At 63.1% G+C, this 19,992-nt stretch carries 12 protein-coding genes and 1 riboswitch; of the genes, 10 read left to right on the plus strand and 2 right to left on the minus strand.

What is annotated here, in order from left to right:
- The first annotated feature begins 55 nt into the window (after window positions 1-55).
- Window positions 56-2,068, plus strand: coding sequence for a CocE/NonD family hydrolase (locus I8N54_RS07020; protein ID WP_140193241.1), 2,013 nt, complete (start codon window positions 56-58; stop codon window positions 2,066-2,068).
- A gap of 902 nt (window positions 2,069-2,970) precedes the next feature.
- Window positions 2,971-5,475, plus strand: coding sequence for a cation:proton antiporter (locus I8N54_RS07025; RefSeq protein WP_140193240.1), 2,505 nt, complete (start codon window positions 2,971-2,973; stop codon window positions 5,473-5,475).
- A gap of 305 nt (window positions 5,476-5,780) precedes the next feature.
- Here I8N54_RS07025 and I8N54_RS07030 read toward each other — a convergent pair whose 3' ends face one another.
- The gene (locus tag I8N54_RS07030) at window positions 5,781-6,833 is read right to left on the minus strand and encodes a LacI family DNA-binding transcriptional regulator (protein WP_408635371.1); all 1,053 of its coding nucleotides are present in this window, start codon (window positions 6,831-6,833) and stop codon (window positions 5,781-5,783) included.
- Window positions 6,834-7,074: 241 nt separating this feature from the next.
- Between I8N54_RS07030 and I8N54_RS07035 the strand changes: the two genes are divergently transcribed.
- From I8N54_RS07035 to I8N54_RS07070, 8 genes are all read left to right on the plus strand, one after another.
- Window positions 7,075-8,637, plus strand: coding sequence for an ABC transporter substrate-binding protein (locus I8N54_RS07035; RefSeq protein WP_232790445.1), 1,563 nt, complete (start codon window positions 7,075-7,077; stop codon window positions 8,635-8,637).
- Window positions 8,638-8,728: 91 nt separating this feature from the next.
- Window positions 8,729-11,293 carry a hypothetical protein gene (locus I8N54_RS07040; protein ID WP_140193238.1) on the plus strand — a complete coding sequence of 855 codons (2,565 nt, stop codon included), beginning with the start codon at window positions 8,729-8,731 and terminating at the stop codon, window positions 11,291-11,293.
- Between the two features lie 37 nt (window positions 11,294-11,330).
- Window positions 11,331-12,266, plus strand: coding sequence for an ABC transporter permease (locus I8N54_RS07045; protein ID WP_140193237.1), 936 nt, complete (start codon window positions 11,331-11,333; stop codon window positions 12,264-12,266).
- On the plus strand, window positions 12,263-13,189 hold the full coding sequence (locus I8N54_RS07050; RefSeq protein WP_231592429.1) for an ABC transporter permease: 927 nt from the start codon (window positions 12,263-12,265) through the stop codon (window positions 13,187-13,189). The genes I8N54_RS07045 and I8N54_RS07050 overlap by 4 nt, the downstream gene beginning before the upstream one ends.
- Window positions 13,186-14,193, plus strand: a complete 1,008-nt coding sequence (locus I8N54_RS07055) for an ABC transporter ATP-binding protein (protein ID WP_140193236.1) — start codon at window positions 13,186-13,188, stop codon at window positions 14,191-14,193. Before I8N54_RS07050 ends, I8N54_RS07055 begins: the two co-directional genes overlap by 4 nt.
- A complete protein-coding gene (locus I8N54_RS07060; protein WP_140193235.1) occupies window positions 14,190-15,206 on the plus strand; it encodes an ABC transporter ATP-binding protein in 1,017 nt (338 codons plus the stop codon). The genes I8N54_RS07055 and I8N54_RS07060 overlap by 4 nt, the downstream gene beginning before the upstream one ends.
- A gap of 49 nt (window positions 15,207-15,255) precedes the next feature.
- Entirely contained in the window at window positions 15,256-17,442 is a 2,187-nt protein-coding gene (locus tag I8N54_RS07065) for a beta-galactosidase trimerization domain-containing protein (protein WP_140193234.1), read from the plus strand.
- A 358-nt stretch (window positions 17,443-17,800) separates the two neighbouring features.
- The gene (locus I8N54_RS07070) at window positions 17,801-18,565 is read left to right on the plus strand and encodes a hypothetical protein (RefSeq protein WP_140193233.1); all 765 of its coding nucleotides are present in this window, start codon (window positions 17,801-17,803) and stop codon (window positions 18,563-18,565) included.
- 247 nt (window positions 18,566-18,812) lie between these two features.
- Here I8N54_RS07070 and I8N54_RS07075 read toward each other — a convergent pair whose 3' ends face one another.
- On the minus strand, window positions 18,813-19,322 hold the full coding sequence (locus tag I8N54_RS07075; RefSeq protein ID WP_140193232.1) for a DUF6653 family protein: 510 nt from the start codon (window positions 19,320-19,322) through the stop codon (window positions 18,813-18,815).
- 428 nt (window positions 19,323-19,750) lie between these two features.
- Window positions 19,751-19,968: riboswitch (cobalamin riboswitch) on the plus strand.
- Window positions 19,969-19,992 lie beyond the last annotated feature (24 nt).

Below are 19,992 nucleotides of genomic sequence, written 5' to 3' on the forward strand. Positions count from 1 at the left end.
CGTTGGCGAAGGACGACAAGCCACTCTGGCCCAGCGATATCAGGCGAGCGAGCAGATGAAGATTGATACCGACCTTCCGCGCCCGGTACGCGAGATCGAGCATTTCGAAATCCCGATGCCGGACGGCACCCGGCTGGCCGCCCGTATCTGGCTGCCCGAAGACGCGGACGACACTCCTGTTCCGGCGATTCTGGAATACATACCCTACCGCAAGAACGACAAGACGCTGGAGCGTGACCACGCGCGCGCGCCTTGGATCGCGGCGCAGGGGTATGCCTACGTCCGGCTCGACATTCGCGGCAGCGGCGAATCCGAGGGCCTGATGACCGATGAATACTCGCCGGTCGAGTTGCAAGACGGTTGCGATGCCATCGCATGGATCGCGGACCAGACATGGTGCGACGGTGGCGTCGGAATCGTCGGGATCTCCTGGGGCGGCTTCAACGGGCTGCAGCTCGCCGCCCTGCAGCCGCCGGCACTGAAGGCAGTGGTGACGATCTGTTCGACAGACGACCGCTATGCCGACGACATCCACTACATGGGCGGCGCGCTGCTGTGCGATCATCTGTCCTGGGCGTCCGTGATGTTCGGCATAAACACGCTGCCGCCTGACCCGGTCCATGTGGGTGATCGCTGGCGCGACATGTGGCACCAGCGGTTGGACGAATCCGGCCTGTGGCTGGACGAATGGCTGCGCCACCAGACGCGTGACGACTTCTGGAAGCACGGCTCGGTCTGCGAGGATATCGACGCGATCAAGATTCCGGTCTACGCAGTTTCGGGATGGGCCGACGGCTATTGCCGAGCGGTGTTCCGGCTGGTTGAGACGCTGCAGGCGCCGGCCAAGGGCATCGTCGGGCCTTGGTCGCACAAGTATCCGCACTTGGGCGAACCCGGCCCCGCAATCGACTGGCTGACCGAGGAAACCCGCTGGTGGGATCACTGGCTGAAGGGCCGCGATACCGGGATCATGGACGAGGATCCGCTACGGCTGTTCCTGCAGGATCACGCCGAGCCGCGCGGTCACTACAAGCAGCGCGCCGGGCACTGGATCACTGAACCGGCATGGCCTTCGCCCAATGTCGATCGCCGGACCTTTGGGCTGGGAACTGACGGCCGCCTCGGCGGCGACGCTCATCCTGACGACCGGCGAGACATAGCCTCGCCGCTATGGGTCGGCGCGCATGCGGGCAAGTGGTGTTCCTACGCCAAGCGCGGCGACCAACCGGGGGACCAGCGGCGTGAAGATGCCGGCAGCCTGGTCTTCGAGACAGCGCCGCTGACCGAGGATACGCACATCGCCGGCGACGCGACCGTCACCCTGACCTTTCAAGTGGACCGCCCCGTGGCGCAGGTCGCCGCTCGCCTGATGGACGTGGCCCCCGACGGTGCCGCCACGCGCGTCAGCTATGGTATTCTGAACCTGACCCACCGCGACAGTCACGAGACGCCCGAAGCGCTGGTCCCTGGCCAAACCTACACCGCCGAGGTCGAGATGAAGCATGTTGCGCAGACCTTTCGCGCCGGGCATCGTATCCGCCTTGGCCTGTCCAGCTGCTATTTCCCGATCATCTGGCCGGCACCGGAACCGGTGACGCTGACCCTGTTCCCGGCACGCTGCGCCCTGACGCTGCCGGTGCGCACCGGGGACCTGACGGTGGCCGACCGGTTCGACCCGCCCCGTGCGGCGGAACCGCTGGAGGTCGACTACCATGTCGAGCCCCATTCCGGGTGGAGCGTCACCGAGGATCGCGACACCGGCCGCGTGGTCGTCGAATCCTTCGACCATGAGGGCGCTGCGCACATCACGCCGCACGACCTGCTCCACTCGGCCGACGTGCGCGAGCGCTATTCCACTTTGCCGTACGACCCGCTATCGGCCGAGGCGCAGGTGGTCTGGGTGCACGAGATGTCGCGCGGCGACTGGTCGATAAAGTCGGTGACGGACACGACCCTGACTTGCGATCGCGACGCTTTCCACATCGCCGCGCGGCTACGTGCTTGGGAGGGGGATACGCTGGTTCGTGACCTGGAGTGGACGCGGTCGATCCCCCGCCACCTCGTCTGAACGGCCGCCAAGCCAGACAGCGGCGGCCGGTGTTTCAATCGCAACGACCCGATTTCTTGTTCCGGTGCGAGCTCTCGCACTTCAACAGCGATCAGGAGGGCCTGTCGGCTGAGAGGCAGCTGGAAGGGCCCTTAATCATACGCCAGACGTCACGTATACACGTCGGCTATCTTCGTCCGATCCGATTGGCTTCGACCCGCAACCAGGGTCCCTAAGCAAAGCGGTCGTGGCCACACGTGATTAAGGCCCGGCTGACGTGTTTCCCCGGCCTGCTTTCTCGCAACCAGTGATAGAAGCGGTTTGGTCTGCACCTGATGAGTGGTCCTCTCTCAAGTAACACCCTTGGGAGCCCTAATTGCTGCCGCCAGAACGCTTGCGATGTTGCGCTGGGTCGTCAATGGCCGCCCTGTTGATGCGAGTGCTGGCGACCAGACGCGCTGGGAGAGCCAGCTAGGGCCGGTAGCGGCGACGACCGGGCAGGGGGCAAAGGTCGGCAAAGGGTTGGAAATGGCTACGGGCCTGTAGGGGGAGGATGACCGCGTGGGGCCGGTCGCCACCGACTGCCCGTTTAGCCCATATCTCGTTCGCAGAGGCGATTGGGAGAGTATCTTCGAGTTTGGCGCCTAGGTGACGGGCAAAACTGGACATCTTCGTGTGACCAAGCAAGAACTGCGCCGCGCGAACGTTGCTGGTCTTACTGTAGGATTGTGCCACCTTGTTTTGGCGTATGGATCGAGCGCCAAGGCGCTTGGGTCCGGTCCGGTGGAGGAGGTTATCCCTTTTCGGACGAGCCGAGCTTAATGGCGCGCGGCGAACTGTCCTCGCTCATGCAGGCATGAAGAGTACGGCTGGCCTGCTGGCCAATCGTTCCCTCTTTCATTGAAACAAACTAACCAGCCTTCATGAGCATCGTCTTCATCGTAACTCTCGTCGCCGCGCTGTTTCTGGTGATCGGCCTGGCAGAGCCAATAGCGGGCCGGCTGAGACTGCCCTACAGTGTGATCCTGGCAGTGCTGGGCACGCTCATCGGTATCGGGGCAAGCTTCTTCCTGGCAACCGAACTGACCGACGCCTTGAACCCCTTGGCGGCTGCTGTCCTCAACCTTCCGATCCGGGCCAACGTCTTTCTTTATGTCTTCCTGCCGACGCTGCTGTTCCAGGCTACGCTCGGCGTGAATATTCGAAGGATGCTCGACGACTGGGTGCCGATCCTCGTCCTTGCGGTCATTGCGGTGCTCTTCTCGACCGTTGCTATCGGCGTCACACTCGGCTGGGCGAGTGGGCTGCCTATCGCTGCATGCCTGCTTCTCGGGGCGATTGTCTCCACGACCGATCCTTCGGCGGTCGTGAGCATATTCCGGTCGATCTCCGCCCCGCGCCGGCTGGCCCGGATCATCGAAGGCGAAAGTCTTCTGAACGACGCGGCCGCCATCGCTCTCTTCGGGCTGTTCATCGGGTATGTCTCGCAAGGGTCGCCGGATCCACGACTGCTGGATGCGGTCCTCCGTTTTCCGGGGCTTGTCGCCGGTGGCTTGGTCACCGGTTGGCTGTTAAGCCGTGCCGCGCTCGCCCTCATGGTGCTCTGCCGACGTTTCGAGCTGGCGCAGATCTCGATCTCTGTTTCCTTGCCTTACCTCACCTATATCGCGGCTGAACAACTGGTAGGCGCCTCCGGCGTCATCGCGGTGGTGGCGGCAGGCCTGACGCTCAACCTCGCGGGGCCGGGCAGGCTCACGCCCTCCAGCTGGAGCAATCTGCGCGAGGTCTGGGAATTGCTCGCACATTGGGCTGGGGCGCTGATCTTTATCCTTGCCGCTCTTCTCATCCCTCGCATGCTCGAGGCGGTAAGACCCTCCGACCTGATGCTGATCAGTCTGGTGACGCTTACCGCCATCGCCGCACGAGCCGTTATCCTGTTCGGCCTTCTGCCCTTGCTGACGCGAGTGCGCCTCTCGCCCGCCGTGGACCGACCTTATCGCACGGCGATCCTCTGGGGCGGCCTTCGTGGCGCAGTGACGCTCGCGCTGGCACTGGCTGTGACCGAGAGCACGTTTGTGCCGCTGGAAGTGAAACGGCTGATCGGTATTCTTGCGACCGGCTTCACGCTCTTCACGCTCTTGATCCAGGGAACGACCCTTCGCTGGGTGATCCAGCGGCTCGGGTTGGCAAAGCTGTCCGCCATAGACGAGGCACTGTCCCGGCAGGTCGTTGCGGTCTCCCTTCAGGCGGTTCGAGAGGATGTGTCCAAGGCAACCGCCACCTACGATCTCAATCGTGAAGTTGTGCGTGCGGAAGCCAAGAGCTTTGGCCGGCGGCTGGACGAGGCTGTCAAGGCGGCAGAGGAATCGACCGAGATCCTCGACCGTGACCGAGTCACTCTCGGCCTGCTGGCGCTGGCAGGTGCTGAACGGGACCTGATCCTCGAACGTCTGCGGGAGCGGATCATTTCTTCCCGGCAGTCGGAGCGCGCACTGGCTGATGCCGGGCGTTTGATTGAAGCGACACGTTCCGGCGGTCGACATGGCTATCAACATGCGGCCCGCAACAGTGTGGCCTTCAGGCTCCCCTTCAAAGTCGCCGTCGTACTGCACCGGAGGCTTCGCATCTCTTTGCCGCTGGCACGTCTGACGGCCGACCGTTTCGAGCGGCTGCTGTCGCAGCGGCTTATTCTTCGGGATCTCGAAGGGTTCGTGGATGGCCGTATCCGACGCATTCACGGGCGACGGGTCGCCGAACTTCTGTCTGAACTTCTGGCGCGGCGCCAAGATGCGGTGGAGGCGGCGCTGGAAGGCCTGCGTCTGCAGTATCCCGGTTACGCAGACGAGCTCGAACGCCGTTTTATCCGCCGAACCACACTGCGCATGGAGGAACGGGAATATGGTGCGATGCTCGAGGACGGCCTGATCGGCGCCGAACTACACAATAGTCTGATGCAGGGCCTCACGCGTCGACGGGCCCGGGCCGAACGACGGCCGCGGCTCGACCTTGCGCTGCAGCGTTCTGAAGTGGTCCGGCAGTTTCCGCTTTTCGAAGAGCTCGACAGCACCGTTGTGAAGCAATTGGCTCGGGTATTGGAAACGCGTTACGTAAATGCGGGCCAGACGATCATTGCAGAAGATGGTGTGAGCGCCGGGGTCTACTTCGTCGCCTCCGGCGCCGTGGAGCTCAAGACGGCGGCGCAGACCTGGAGGCTCGGTCGCGGGGAAATGTTCGGTCAGATGGCGCCCCTTCTGCGCAAGCCGCGCCGAGGGAAGGTCGTCGCGCTCGCTCCATCAACGCTGCTGCTTCTCGACGAACGCGCCTATCTTCGGCTCCTCGAGCGAAGTCCGAAAATGCGCGCCGCAGTTCGTCAGAGTGCCCTCAAGCGTGGTATCAAGCCAGAGCGGTTGAACTTGCAAGACGAGTAGGTCCGAGACTGTCCGACCGTCGTTTGCCATTTTCGCCTTTTATTCTGGCGCCACTTGCGTGGGGGGCGTGTCCTCTCACCCGCACCATTCTGAAGACGATGGATAGCTCGCGCTTGGCTTGCCCGGAGTAAGAAGACCAATGGGCCGCTCGAAGGCTCCGTAGCCGCGCGACCACTCTTACTTTGCCTTCGAATATTGGTCAGTTTCTCTCAACGAGTGGGGAACGGGGCGTCGATCCTGCATCCCGTGCTCATTGATCTACAGGTCGAGGCGGGCTTCGGGGGCCGTTACTCCGTGCGCCAGCATCAGGCCTGACTGCGGTTTGTGCTTTGGCGTTTCATCACTTCAAACCCGACATCGACCACGCGGGGAATATCGGTGGCGCCGTCGACGAGCTTTAGGACCGTGTCCACGGCTTTCCGCCCGATTTCGTAGCGATGGGTTCTCAAGCTTGAAATCGGCGGATGCACCGATTGCATCTGGTCGAGATCGTTAAATCCGGCCACGCCCATCTCTTCGGGGATCCTGATGTTGCGCGCTTGGCACTCGTACGCCACACCCAACGCCAGGACGTCATTGTTGCAGAAGATGGCATCTGGCCTGGCGTGGCGAGACAGCAGTTCCGACGCCAGCCGGCGTCCCAATTCCACTGTGGTGGACTCTCCCGGACGTTCGACGCTGTCGACATCAGGGTTGCTGACAATCAGGGACTCGTCCAGCAAGCCCGCTTCTTCGAGGGCCTCTTTGAATCCGAGAAGCCGGCCGGTTGAGCGTCTGATCAGCCAGCCGCCGACAAAGGCAATCCGGTTGTAGCCTTCTTCGACGAGGTGCCTGGTGATCGCCTTGCCGGCTGCCTTGTGATCGAAGCCGATCACGTGGTCGATCGGGTCATCGGTTATGTCCATGATTTGCACGACGGGGCAGTTGGCCTGCTCGAGCAACTCCCGGGCCTGGTCGGACTGGTCGACACCTGACACGATCAAAGCGGTAGGTTTCTGCCTCAGGAGCTGGGCGATCAGGCGGGTTTCCTCATCGTCGTCGTAGAAACTGTTCCCGAGCTGAACTTGCAGGGCAGTGCCCTGAACGCCGTCATAGATCCCTCGAAGCACATCCGTGAAAATATGCTGAGTGAGCGAAGGGACGATCACCCCGAGAACCTCGGTTCGCACGGCAGCGAGCGCCCGGGCATTCAGGTTCGGTACGTAGTTCAGCAGGCGAATCGCTTCCTGAACACGTTGGCGAAGTTTCGGCGATACGGCTTCCGGCGTCTTGATCGCTCGCGAAGCGGTCATCGGGCTGCAGTTGGCCTCCCTGGCGACGTCGAGCAGCGTCGGCCCCCTCGAAGATCTTAGATTTATGGCTCTACCTCCTCAATCGGGCTGCCCATGCCGGTATGGGGCAGCATGCCGGAAACATCATTGACAGGGAAAGTATGGTAGCGCTACCTTTCCTTTGGTAGCGTTACCAACGGCCGGGGAGGAGGCGCTTTGGCGTCCCGGCTCTTCGCTGCCAAGTGCCGCGCAGCGGCGATCCAGGGAGGAAATTATGAACATTACCAGAAGACGTCTGCTCGGCTCTACGGGTGCAATGGTTTCAGGTTTGGCGATTTCGAGCGCCATCGGCGGCCCCGCCAGCGCGCAAACCAGCGACACGCTGGTCATCGCGCTGTCGGCCCGTGGGCTGCGGACAATCGACTCCGCGAAGTCGATCCAGGGGGCTGATGAGTGGGCGATTATCCATATCTTTGAAACGCTGGTCATGGGGCCTGAAGGCCGCTTTCCGACGACCGTCGATGAGGTTCAGCCGGCGCTGGCAACGAGCTGGTCGATGTCCGACGATGCGACCGAATGGACCTTCGAAATCCGCGAGGGCGTTCAGTTCCACAAGGATTACGGTGAACTCACCGCGGAGGACGTGGCATTCTCGCTCGGCCGTCTCATCGACCCGGACATCCTTGGTGTGCGTGCCGCACTGTTCCAGAACGCCAGCAGCGTGACCGTCGAAGGTCCGATGACCGTGAAGATCACCCTCTCGCAACCGGACCCGCTCTTCATCATCGGGCCTATGCTTCACCACTCGGCTTCGGTCATCTCCAAGGCGGCGTATGAAGAGAAGGGCCCCGAGGCGTTCGAAACGGACCCGATCGGGACCGGTCCCTACCAGCTCGAGGAGGTCGCGCAGGACCCGTCGATGGGCGTGCTGCTGACCGCGTTCGAGGGCTATTGGGGCGATCAGCCTGCCACGCCGAACCTGCGGGTGCGTTACATCTCGGACACCACGGCCCGCACGCTCGCGCTGCTGTCGGGCGATGTCCACATGATCGAAGGGGTGCGCGCGCCCGGCTGGGTTCCGTCGATCCAGCAGCGTGCCGGCGATCTTCACTTTGACACCGCGTCGCCCGGCAGCTTCTTCACCGTTTCGATGAACATGACGGTGCCGCCCTTCGACGATCAGCGGGTTCGGCAAGCCGTGGCCTATCTCATCGACCGTGACACGATCGCCGAAGCGATGGCGCCGATCAGCCAGCGGACGTGGGGCCTCAACCCGCCTTCGTTCCCCGGCGGTTTCAATGGCGAGACGATCCCGGAAGAGGTCCGTTACGACTACAATGTCGAACGTGCCAAGGAGCTTCTCACCGAGGCCGGCTATCCGGACGGGTTGAGCTTCGACGCGTATACATCCCAGCGGGAGGACTACTCGTCGATCAGCCTGATGATCCAGGAGATGCTCCGCGCCGGCGGGATCGACATGAACCTCGAGCTCAAGGACCACACGGCATTCCATGCCGACCAGGGGACCGGCACGAACACGCTGTTCCAGCGCTCTTCGGCCTATCCGCCGGTACCGACGCTCGCGATCACCGACCAGCTTTCGGTGGAGAACGAGGTGCAGTCGGACGGTTCGGGTGGTCCCAACTTCTCGCACTACGGTGCGGACGGCAACGGCATCGACGACCTGCTTGCAGAAGCCATGGCCGAGCCGAACCTCGAACGCCGGATTGAGAAGGTGCAGGAGATCGAGGTCAAATTCCTGACCGACATGCCCATGCTGCCGGTATCGACCAACGCCTACCTGATCGTGCGCGCCGCGAACGTCGACCTCGGCTATGAGCAGGAGTCGGGCTTCGCGCACTGGCGCCTCGACAAGGCCACGATCAACTGATCGCCACCTCGGGGAGCGGCACCGTCCGCTCCCCGGCTTCTCCCTGAGACCTAACAGCGGTCGCGTGGCGCGGCTCGCAGACGGATGCCCCATGACCGAATTCAGAAACCTCGACCTCAGTGACCCGCAGGACCTGTCTGCGTCCCCCTCGATTGAGTGGGCCCTCAAGGAGCTGGACCTTGCGATCGACAGCGGCAAAGGACGCGTTGCACTGGAGATCGCCGGACCGGGTACTGAGCTTTCGGCACCCGTAGAACTACCCGATGCCGCAGAGGCCCTCGCGCTCTGGCAGCGGGACGGTGCGACGGTTGCCTGGGGGTCTGACGAACGCGGCCTGGTCTATGCGTTGACGGAGCTGGCGGACCGGGCCCGTCATGCCGAAGACCACGCAGCCCCCTTCGCCGGAGAACTGCCGCTCAGTGAAAGGCCGTCAGCACCGATCCGATCGATTGCCAGGCTCTATTGCAACGAGTCCGAGGACAGCGGCTGGTACCATGATCGCGACGGCTGGCGGGACTATCTGTCGATGTTGGTCACGAACCGCTTCAACCGGTTCTCGCTGACCCTCGGAATGGCGTACAATTATCCCTACCACAATCCGTGGATCCGGGACGTCTACTTCTATTTCCCCTATCCGTTTCTCTTCGATCTGCCCGGTCACAACGTGTCGGTCAGGAACGTGACCGAAGAAGAGCGGGACCGGAATTTCGAGACGCTCAAGTTCATCGCGCGTGAAGCCGCGCGGCGCGGACTGGACTTCCAGCTGGCGCTGTGGACACAGCGTTACGATTTCGACGACACGCCGAACGCCTACCACCAGATCAGTGGCCTCGATGAGAAGAACCTCGCGCCCTACTGCCGCTCAGCGCTGACGCACCTGCTGACGGACGTGCCCGAGATCACCGGCCTGACGTTCCGCGTTCACGTCGAAGGCGGGATCGCCGAGGGCGATTACGACTTCTGGCGCGAGGCCTTCGCGGGCGTCGCCGACGCCGGTCGCCCGGTCGAGATCGACATGCACGGCAAGGGCCTCGACCACGAGACGCTGGAGCTCGCCCGCGCGAGTGGAATGCCGCTCGCGGTCTCGCCGAAATACATGGCCGAGCACATGGGCCTGCCGTACCACCAGTCCGCGATCCGGGACAAGGAACAGCCGCCGGAGGTGGCGCGCAGCCAGCGTGAACAACTCTCCGAAGGCTCGCGCAAGTTCCTCCGCTACAGCTACGGCGACCTGCTGACCAAGGACAAGGATTACAGCGTCCTCTACCGGATCTGGCCGGGCACCCAACGGGTGTTGCTGTGGGGCGACCCGGCGATGGCGTCGGGCTATGGCCGGTTGTCGACCTTCGCCGGTTCCGACGGCGTCGAATGGTGCGAACCGCAAAGCTTCAAGGGCCGGATGGGCACCGGCGTGCCCGGCGGGCGCTTCTGCTATAAGCAGCCCGACCTGGTGCCCCGCCGGGACTGGGAAAAATACCTCTATACCTACCGGGTCTGGGGTAGGGGGCTCTATACGCCCGACGGTCCGAGGGACGGATGGGCGCGCTACCTGCGCAAGCACTGCGGCGTGCTGGCGGACGCCTGCGAGGCGGGCCTTTCGGCGGCAAGCCGGGTGCTGCCTCTCGTATCACTGGCGCACGGGCCGTCTGCCTCGAACAACTTCTACTGGCCCGAAGTGTACACCGATCTCGGACTCATCGACGGGTCCGGGAAGCGCGCCTACGCGTTCGACATGCCCGAGCCGACCCGTTTCGGAAATGCTCCGACCTTCGACAAGGAACTGTTCGCCACCCCGCGCGAGTTCGCTCTCAAGCTGCTTAATGGCGAGGAAGAGCATCGCTACTCACCGCTCGACGTCGCCGATTGGCTGATCGATCTCGCCGAACGCTGTGAGGCCGCCGTAACCGACGCCCGCCGGGCCGAGACGCTCGACGGTCGCGAGGCTGCCGACCCGGTCGAGGCGCAGCGCATGCTGCTCGACATCGGCATCTCCGGAGGGCTCGCCCGCTTCTTCGCCGGGAAGTTCAGGGCGGCGATCTGGGCCGAGCTCTTCATCGAGACGGGCGCTACGGAGCTGATCGAGCCGATGATCGCCCAGGCACGCAGGGCCGTGGCCGCGTGGGACGCAATTGCCGAACTGAGCCGGGACACCTACCAGGACGACCTCGGCTTCGGGCCGCAAAGCTGGCTTCGCGGCTCCTGGCATGCTCGGCAAGCCGAGATGCGCGCCGAGCTTCTCGACCTCGAGGCGCTGCGCGGACGTGCCGGCACTGAAAGCGTTCCCACCGAACCGCAGGTCGCGGCGGCAATCGCCACGCTGCTGGCGAAAGAGCCGACCCGCGCTGAACTGACTTCGCTCAGCGCGCCCGAGACATTCGAGCGCGGCAAGCCGTTCACCGTGCAACTGTCCGGTGCACCAAGCGGGACGGAACCGTTGCTTCACTTCCGGCCGGTGGATCAGTCGCAACATTGGCAGACCCTCGCCATGGACGGCGCCGGGAACGGCCATTCCGCGACAATCCCGGCCGAGGCGCTCGACACGCCGTTCCACCTCCAGTTCTTCGCGAGCTGGACGGCGGAGGGCGCCGCGCATCTCGCGCCGGGTCTCGCCCCAGATCTCTCCAACCAGCCTTACGGGCTGGCGATGCAGGCGTGATGGGATCGGTGGCGCGGCCGCGTAGAGGAGGAGGCAAATGCTGAGATACATCCTGTCCAGGCTGATCGACACGGTGCCGACCGTGCTGATGGTGCTGACAATGGTCTTCATCGCGATGCGCGTGCTGCCGGGCGACCCGGCCATCGCCGCCCTTGGCGATCTCGCCACGGCCGACCAGCTGGCTGAGTTCCGCGAACGGATGGGCCTGAACGAGCCGATGCTGACCCAGTACTTGACCTTCGTGTGGAACATGCTGACGCTCGACTTCGGTCAATCCCTGATGAACGGGCGCGATGTCAGCGGGCTAATCGCCTACAATCTGCCCTACACGATCGAGCTCACGCTCAGTTCGGTGTTCCTGGGCGTGATCGTCGGTGTGCCCTTCGGTGTCTGGGCGGCAACCAACCCCAACAAGGCGCCGGACAGCGCGATGCGCGGCTACTCCTTGATCGGCTACGCCGTGCCGGACTTCTACCTCGGTGCACTGCTGCTCATCACCTTCTCGCTCAACCTGGGCTGGTTTCCGATCAACGGCGGCGGCGACGGCTTCGCCGATCGGCTCTATCACCTCGTCCTTCCGGCGATCACGCTCGCCTTCATCAAATCGGCATTCCTCGGGCGCCTGACCCGAACCGCGGTGCTCGAGGTCATGGGGCGCGATTACGTGAGGACCGCTCGCGCCAAGGGTGCCCGGGAGAAGCGGGTGATCTATCGCCATGGACTGCGCAACGCACTGCTGCCGCTGACGACCGGACTTGGGCTTTCAACTCTCTCGGCCCTCTCCGGGTCGGTTGCCGTCGAACTCGTCTTCAACCGTCCCGGCCTCGGCCAGCTGCTGATCAGCGCAATCGCCGAACGTGACTACGCGGTGATCCAGGCCGGTATCACCGTCTTCGCCCTCTTCGTCGTGGCGATCAACCTGCTGATGGACCTCGCCTATGTCCTGATCGATCCGAGGATCCGCGTGAAATGACTGACCCGACCACACAGATCTCCGACCCAGACGGCGGCCTGCACGGCGGCAAGATACCCGCAGCCGAGGCTCTGCCGCCCGAACCGTCCACATGGAAGATGGTCTACGAGGCGCTGACGGCGCGACCGGCCACCATCGTCGCCTGCATCTTCGTGCTCTTCTTCATCGTCGTGGCCGTGTTCGCACCGCTGATCGCGCCCTACGACCCGCTTCAGCAGAGCATCCTGTCGGTGAACCAGTCCCCGTCGTCCGAGCACCTCGTCGGCACCGACCAGTTCGGTCGGGACGTGCTGTCTCGACTGATCTTCGGTTCTCGAAACTCGCTGATCTTCGGGTTCGTATCGCCGGTGTCGGCCGCCATCATCGGCACGATCCTCGGCGTCACCGCCGGGTATTTCGGCGGCCTCACGGACCGCATCATCAGCCGCGTCATCGACATGTTGCTGGCCTTTCCCGAGCTGCTGCTCGCCATCCTCATCGCCGCGGTCCTTGGCGGCGGGTTCTGGAACGTCGTTGCCGTTCTCACCGTCGCATTCACACCCGGCTTCGCCCGCGTGGCGCGGGCCTCAACACTGGCTGTCCGCCAGGAGCCTTACATCGAGGCCGCCGTCGCCGTCGGCCTGCGCACGCCGAAGCTGATCATACGGCACGTGGTGCCCAACATTGCGGCGCCCGTCGTGGTGCTGACGACGCTCTGGATCAGCTCGGCCATCCGGCTCGAGGCAAGCCTCAGCTTCCTCGGGATCGGGACACAGCCGCCGCAACCGTCGTGGGGCAACATCATCCGCGACGGGCTCAACAACCTGTTTGGGTCACCCTGGCCAATCATCGGCGCAGGCTTCCTCATCACCATCGTCGTGTTGTCCTTCAACCTGATCGGCGATGCCCTTCGTGACGCGCTGGACCCGGAGGTAGGCCGATGACCGACGCACCGCTGCTCAGGATTTCGAATCTGGCTGTCGAGTTCGGACCGAAGAAGAACCCCCTGCGGGTCATCGAGGGTGTGAGCTTCGAGGTCCCGGTGGGCGGTTCCATCGGACTGGTCGGGGAGAGCGGATCGGGCAAATCCGTCAGTTCTCTCGCGGCCATGCGCCTGATCCCGGAACAGTCCGGCCGCATAGCGGAGGGTGACATCGAGCTGATGGGCCGGGATCTCCTCGCCGTTCCGGCATCGGAAATGCCGAAGATACGCGGCAGCGAGATCGCAATGATCTTCCAGGAGCCGATGTCGTCCCTGAATCCGGTCATGACGATCGGCGATCAGATCGGCGAGGCTCTGATGTTGCACGGCGAAAAGGACAAGAAGCGCCGGCGCGAACGTACGATCGAGATGCTCCGCCTTGTCGGCATCCCGAACGCCGAAGGACGGATCGGGGCCTATCCTCACCAGTTCTCCGGCGGGATGCGTCAGCGGGTGATGATCGCGATGGCGCTATCCTGCAATCCGCGGCTGCTGATCGCGGACGAACCGACGACCGCGCTCGACGTGACAATCCAGGCGCAGGTGCTCGAGCTGATGAAACGCATCCGCCGGGAACTCGGAACGGCAATTCTGATGATCAGTCACGACCTCGGCGTGATCGCGGACATCTGCGACAGGGTCGTGGTCATGTACGCGGGCAGGGTGGTCGAGGATGCCGACATCCGCAGTATCCTGACCCGGCCGGCCCACCCCTATACCCGCGGTCTCCTTCGGAGCGTGCCGCGACGCAACGATACGTCCGACCGCCTCTTCCAGATTCCGGGGACGGTGCCGGTCGCCGGCACGATCAAGAGAGGTTGCCCCTTCCGGTCACGCTGCGAGCTGGCTGAGGCGCAGTGTGAGCGCGAGATGCCCCCAATGTTCAAGTTCGAAGGCGACCAGCGCGCAGCTTGCTGGGTCACGGCAAGAGAGGCCAGCGCGGCGGAGCCGGAGGTGAAGGTATGAGCGATCCCATTCTGACGGCGGAAGGCCTCGGCAAGACGTTCGGCGGCGACACCGGCCTGTTCGGCAAGAGCGGCGAGGCCGTACGCGCGGTTGACGACGTCGGCTTCTCCGTGGCGCGTGCCGAGACACTCGCCCTCGTCGGCGAGTCCGGGTGCGGGAAGTCGACACTCGGTCGGCTCCTGTTGCGACTGATCGATCCGACGGACGGCGTCATCCGGTTCGACGGCAAGGAAATCACGAAGCTGTCGCCCTCCCAGATGCGCGACATGCGGAGGCACCTGCAGATCATTTTCCAGGACCCGTTCGGCTCCCTTTCGCCCCGGCGTTCGATCGCGGACATCATCGCAGAGCCACTGGAGGTCTTTGGACTTGAGCGGTCTCGGCGCAAGAGGCGCGACCGCGTTGCGGAACTGCTCGACCGCGTCGGGCTTCCGTCGGCCTATATGGACCGATTGCCGCGCAGCTTCTCGGGCGGCCAGCGACAGCGCGTCGGGATCGCCCGTGCCATCGCGACCAGCCCGGCCTTCATCGTGGCGGACGAGCCGGTATCGGCGCTCGACGTCTCGATCCAGGCGCAGATCGTGAACCTGCTCCAGGACCTGCAACGGGACGAGGGGTTCTCCTACCTGTTCATCGCGCACGACCTTGCCGTCGTGCGCCACATCGCAGACCGCGTCGCGGTGATGTACCTCGGCCGGCTGGTGGAGATCGGACCGAAGGACGCCGTCTACAATCTACCGCAGCATCCCTACACGCAGGCCCTCATCTCGGCCGCTCCGGAACCCGAGCTCGATGGCCCGAACACGCGGATCGTGCTGGAGGGCGACGTGCCGAGCCCATCCAACGTCCCCAAGGGCTGCGCCTTCAATACGCGCTGTCCGCTGGCGCAGGAGGTCTGTCGCCGCGAACGCCCGCTGCTGCGGGAGGTGGCGCCCGGCCAGATGGCCGCCTGCCACTTCGCCGAGCCGAACCCGGTGAAGCTTCAGCCCCGGGGCGACCCGCCCGCGACCTGATCGACCGACTTTCTGCCGACCGCCCCACATTCTCGAGAGGACACACCCCATGGAACAAGTTCCCTGGTACGAACGGACCATGCGCTGGGCCCAGACGAACCTGACCGAAATCGACCCCGCCAGATACGACAACGAGTGGTGGCGTGAGCAATGGAAGCGGACGAAGACGCAAGGTGTCATCATCAACGCCGGTGGGATCGTCGCGTACTATCCCACCGAAATGCCGCTCCATCATCGGGCGGAGCATCTCGGGGACCGGGACCTCTACGGCGAGATCGTTAAGGAGGCGCGGGCCGAAGGTCTGACTGTCATTGCGCGGATGGATTCCAACCGCGTGGCGCCCGACTTCCTCGACGCGCACCCGGAATGGATCTGCCGCCACGAGGACGGGTCACCCATCCAAATCGCGGACAAGTATGTCACCTGCATCCACTCCGCCTATTACTCCGAATACCTGCCTGACGTGATGCGGGAGATCATCGCCCGGAGCAGCCCGGACGGCTTCGCCGACAACAGCTGGGCGGGCCTGCCGCGCCGCTACATCTGCCATTGTGAAACCTGCCGCGAGAGCTTCGCGGGGCAGGGGCACGGCGCGCTTCCCACGAAAGCCGACTGGGACGATCCGACGTACCGGGCGTGGATCGACTGGAACTACCGCCGCCGGACCGAGCTCTGGATCGAGAACAACAAGGTGACGCAGGAGGCCGGTGGTGAGCATTGTCGCTGGATGGGCATGATCAGCGGCGAGGTCCTCTACAACTCCGTCCGGTTCATCGACCTGCGGTCAATCCTCGAACACACGCCGATCATCATGCTCGATCACCAGCGTCGCTCGAAAGAAGACGGGTTCGAACAGAACACCGAGGCGGGCAAGCGACTGCATGAACTCGTCGGCTGGGATCGCTTTATCCCCGAAAGCATGCCGCAGTACCAGCTCGGCTCGCCCGCATTCCGCCATGCCTCGATGCCGGCCGCCGAGGTCCGGCTCTGGTCCACGGCGGGGTTCGCCGGGGGGATCCAGCCCTGGTGGCACCACATCGGTGCGAACCATGACGACCGCCGCCAGTACCAGACGGCCAAGCCGATCTTCACCTGGCATGAAGCAAACGAGGATGTGCTCAAGGATCGCAAGCCTGCGGCGCGGATCGGGATCGTCTGGAGCCAGGCCAACAACGACCTGCACGGCCGTGACATGGCGGCGGAGCGGACGCAGATGTCCTACCGCGGCACCGTCAAGGCGCTGACGCGCGCCTGCCTCGACTGGATCCCGGTCGAAGTGCGGGACATTCCGACCGACACCAGCCGCTTCGATGCGCTGGTGCTGCCCGAGATCGGGGTCCTGTCCGATGAGGCCGCCGCCGCGCTCACCTCCTTCGTCGAGGCCGGTGGCGGGATCGTCGCCACGGGCGAGACGGGCGTCCGGGACACCGACGGCAGCCTGCGGGAGATACCGGCCCTCGTCGATCTTCTCGGCGTGACGCCGGACGGGGCGAACGTGTACGGCGACGTCACGAGCCCCGATCCCAACATCGAGGTCTACAGCCGGCACACCTACCTTCGCCTATCGCCGGAGTTCCGCTCGACCGTGGACGGTCCGAAGGACGACACTGCTCCCGAGCGCAATGGCGAACGCCACCCGATCCTCGCCGGACTGGATCAGACCGACAGCGTGCCGTTCGGTGGCCGGTTGGTGACCTGTTCCGCCGGACCCGATGTCGAGGTCGTGGCGACCTTCGTGCCCGAGTTTCCGATCTTTCCGCCCGAAACCTCGTGGATGCGCGAGCCGAAAACCGACATCCCGGCGATTACCGTTCGCCGGCATGGCTCGGGCCGTGCAGTCGCGATGCTGGCCGATCTCGACCGGTGCTACGGACGGGAGGGCTCCTTCGAACACGCAGATATCCTAGCCAACGCGGTGCGTTGGGCCACGGGGAAGCGGCAGCGCATCGGGATCGCTGGTGGCTACGGACTCGTCGCTCTGACCAGCTACGTTCAGGGCGACGACCTGATCGTGCATCTGACCAATCGGATCATCGCCCAGCCCGTACCGGGGCGTCAGGAGGTCATCGTGCCGATCGGGCCGCTTGAAGTGTCCGTGTCGGATTGCGGAGCTGCTTCGGCGGAACTCCGTGTCGCCGGAACCCACGTGAACACGGTTGCGACGGATGGTGGGGTCAAGTTCGTAGTCGACCAACTTCAGGAACACGAAGTCATCGTGATCCGCGGCGGCGCCTGACTGGGCCTGCATCGAATGACATTGGACCCGATCTTCACCTAACTGGCGGTCGCCGCGGGCCGAGTGCTTGCGGCGCCGTCGTAAGCTCGCGGATCGCGGTCACCTTAGCTCGGCCCCCGTGGCTGCCGCCGGCTGGACAGCCTCGGCGCAGATCGTCTGTCAGCGCGGGTGGCTCGCGCCGTTCTCTAGCCCCGCTGCGAGCGACTTGAGGACGTCTTGGCTTTCGTGCAACACCAAAACGTCCCTCACGAGCGCTAGGCGTGGGTGAGTATTCCGGTCTTGTCGAAGGCAGAGCCTTGGAATCTGCGAATATGGTCCTGACCTGAGTAGATACAGCACGAAAACAAGGTGACTAATATTGGGTTTTTTCACGGGCTTGGACGCAAACGACCATGAGGGTCACTTCAATGCGCTAAGCAAAATGGTGGAGGCAGTCCACGGTGTCGAGATACCACCTACGCACAAGCGCGCTGAGTCTTGGCACGAGGCAGAGACCTTTTTCAACGCTCCGATCGGGCAGGAGGTTCGATCGTTTCTGGGTTTCATCACAGACGTCGTCGCCAGTGGACATTTCGAGACACTGGTCGGTGACAAAGGTAAGATGAAGCCAACGGACCCCTGCCAGTATCACCTCGAATTAAAGAACCTGAACGAGATCGATCCCTTTTTCGAGGGGATCAGCTACATGGAAAATTATCAGTCTCGATCATATTATTCAATTCTTACATCCCATCAGGCGCAATCCCCCTGTCCGACGGCAAGTTACACTTTACGGAAGTACAAGGGCAAACATGAGCTCGCGCGCGGTCCATATGGCGATGTCAGTCTTATTTCCTTCGCGCTTCGGTTCTATGGTCAAAGATCGGCAAAGGAAGGCCGTTCGTTGAGTTCGACCTCTCTAGATGCTGAAGCATTTCATGCGGAAGCATGCCGGTGTTTCGGTAAGCCGGCTGACTTGGGTGAGGGTGTGTACTTTTTTGAAGCTGATAATGCTGAGATACTGATAAGGCCACTTGCCGATATTGGGGTGCATTTGTCTGTCTTCGACTTGCACAAGCCGTCGCCCGTTTCTGATGAGCTTTTGAGGCTGTTGGATGGCGGCATGGCGACGTTCAAAGCCTGAGCTGGTACGTCCAATGTCCGACTTGAGCTGCTACCGGACATCCGCTGCGTTCCACCCGGAGGTCGGCTTTGGTCCGGGGAACGACGGTCGTTGCTGGCCTCTAGCCAACTGGCTCGCTGCGTCGCCGCTGTCCGAACTAAGCCCGTTTTTCCTGATGCGGCGGTTTGCCTGAGTGTCCGCTATTGCCTGTCCGTTTGGCCGGCTGAAGCTGATCAAGCGGCCATCAAACATGTTGAGGGGCCTGACCTTAGTAGTCCCATTTCCGATACTCTTCGTTCTCGGACTTCATCATCTCATATAGCCAAACCATACGATCAAGATACCAACTCTTACCAAGGTATGCCAGCGAGACGCCGAGAACGGCGCCCCAGATCGAATAATAGACAATCGCCCAGATCGCTATCAGCATGCCAGCCGACGAAATAATATTCAGGATTGAGTACAGCGGTGTCTTGTGGACATGGGGAATCTCGATTTTGTCCCTGTTAAGGTAAACCCTCTCCCCCAGCACAGATTTCGAAGCCCAATTTCTCGTCGACTTGGGCTTCGCGAAGAAAACCGGATTAAAAAACATCCAAAGCAGGGAGACAATTCCTGGGATCATGGACCACCAGCCAATCCAGACGCGGCTCCAGAACGCGAGCACGATAAGGGGCAGGACGGAATACCTTGTCCAAACGCTCCATGGATTGGCGTGCTTCATCCAATTATCATCGGTCAGCCGGAACGCCTGCGCGACTTTTCTTTCGAGTGTCATCGTACCCCGCTTTAACGTGCCATTGGATACTGCAGCAAATGTTCGGGATCCAACCAACGTGATGCACAGGCCGAGCTTTGAAAGCGGCGGTTCAGAGAACCGGTCGATCCGTACTGCGCGACGGAGCGTTGGCGGCCCTTGGAGGTCATCTATTCTCTGCAGAACTCGTTAATAGTCCTTCAGAGAGTAAGAAAAGCGCCTGTTCGTGCAACTTGCAAGCCAATCCAGATCAGGCGAGCTAAGCCAAAAAACTGCTCAGGAACGTCGTACTAGGTCCTGGAAAACTCTGGGACCAAGGCGCTGACCACCTACAAGCTTTGCTTGATCTAGGTTCTGGCGCGTTAAGCGCCGGCCGTGGTTCACGTCGGCGATCGCGGAGGTCCCGGCACGGCCTCGGTGACGACGGCTTGACCCCGCGCACGTCTCACGGCACCTTCCGTCCCGATGGTTCTCGCACGCCAGACCGGCACGCGGGATGAAAAGGGAACACGGTGCGGTGTAGCCATAAGGCGCCAAATCCGTGACTGCCCCCGCAACTGTAAGCGGTGAGCTCCCCCGGCATGACCACTGGACCGACGCGGTCCGGGAAGGGTCGGGGCAGCATGGACCCGCGAGTCAGGAGACCTGCCATCGCTCAATTGTAACCCATCGGGCGGGGTGTCCCGGGGAG

This window comes from Pelagovum pacificum (genome assembly GCF_016134045.1).
Classification (GTDB): Bacteria; Pseudomonadota; Alphaproteobacteria; order Rhodobacterales; family Rhodobacteraceae; genus Oceanicola; species Oceanicola pacificus_A.

Excerpts from the sequence above, each read along its gene's own strand:
- I8N54_RS07020 (WP_140193241.1), top strand. The coding sequence starts at position 56 with ATGAAGATTGATACCGACCTTCCGCGCCCGGTACGCGAGATCGAGCAT.
- I8N54_RS07025 (WP_140193240.1), top strand. The coding sequence starts at position 2,971 with ATGAGCATCGTCTTCATCGTAACTCTCGTCGCCGCGCTGTTTCTGGTG.
- I8N54_RS07040 (WP_140193238.1), top strand. The coding sequence starts at position 8,729 with ATGACCGAATTCAGAAACCTCGACCTCAGTGACCCGCAGGACCTGTCT.
- I8N54_RS07045 (WP_140193237.1), top strand. The coding sequence starts at position 11,331 with ATGCTGAGATACATCCTGTCCAGGCTGATCGACACGGTGCCGACCGTG.
- I8N54_RS07050 (WP_231592429.1), top strand. The coding sequence starts at position 12,263 with ATGACTGACCCGACCACACAGATCTCCGACCCAGACGGCGGCCTGCAC.
- I8N54_RS07055 (WP_140193236.1), top strand. The coding sequence starts at position 13,186 with ATGACCGACGCACCGCTGCTCAGGATTTCGAATCTGGCTGTCGAGTTC.
- I8N54_RS07060 (WP_140193235.1), top strand. The coding sequence starts at position 14,190 with ATGAGCGATCCCATTCTGACGGCGGAAGGCCTCGGCAAGACGTTCGGC.
- I8N54_RS07065 (WP_140193234.1), top strand. The coding sequence starts at position 15,256 with ATGGAACAAGTTCCCTGGTACGAACGGACCATGCGCTGGGCCCAGACG.
- I8N54_RS07075 (WP_140193232.1), bottom strand. The coding sequence starts at position 19,322 with ATGACACTCGAAAGAAAAGTCGCGCAGGCGTTCCGGCTGACCGATGAT.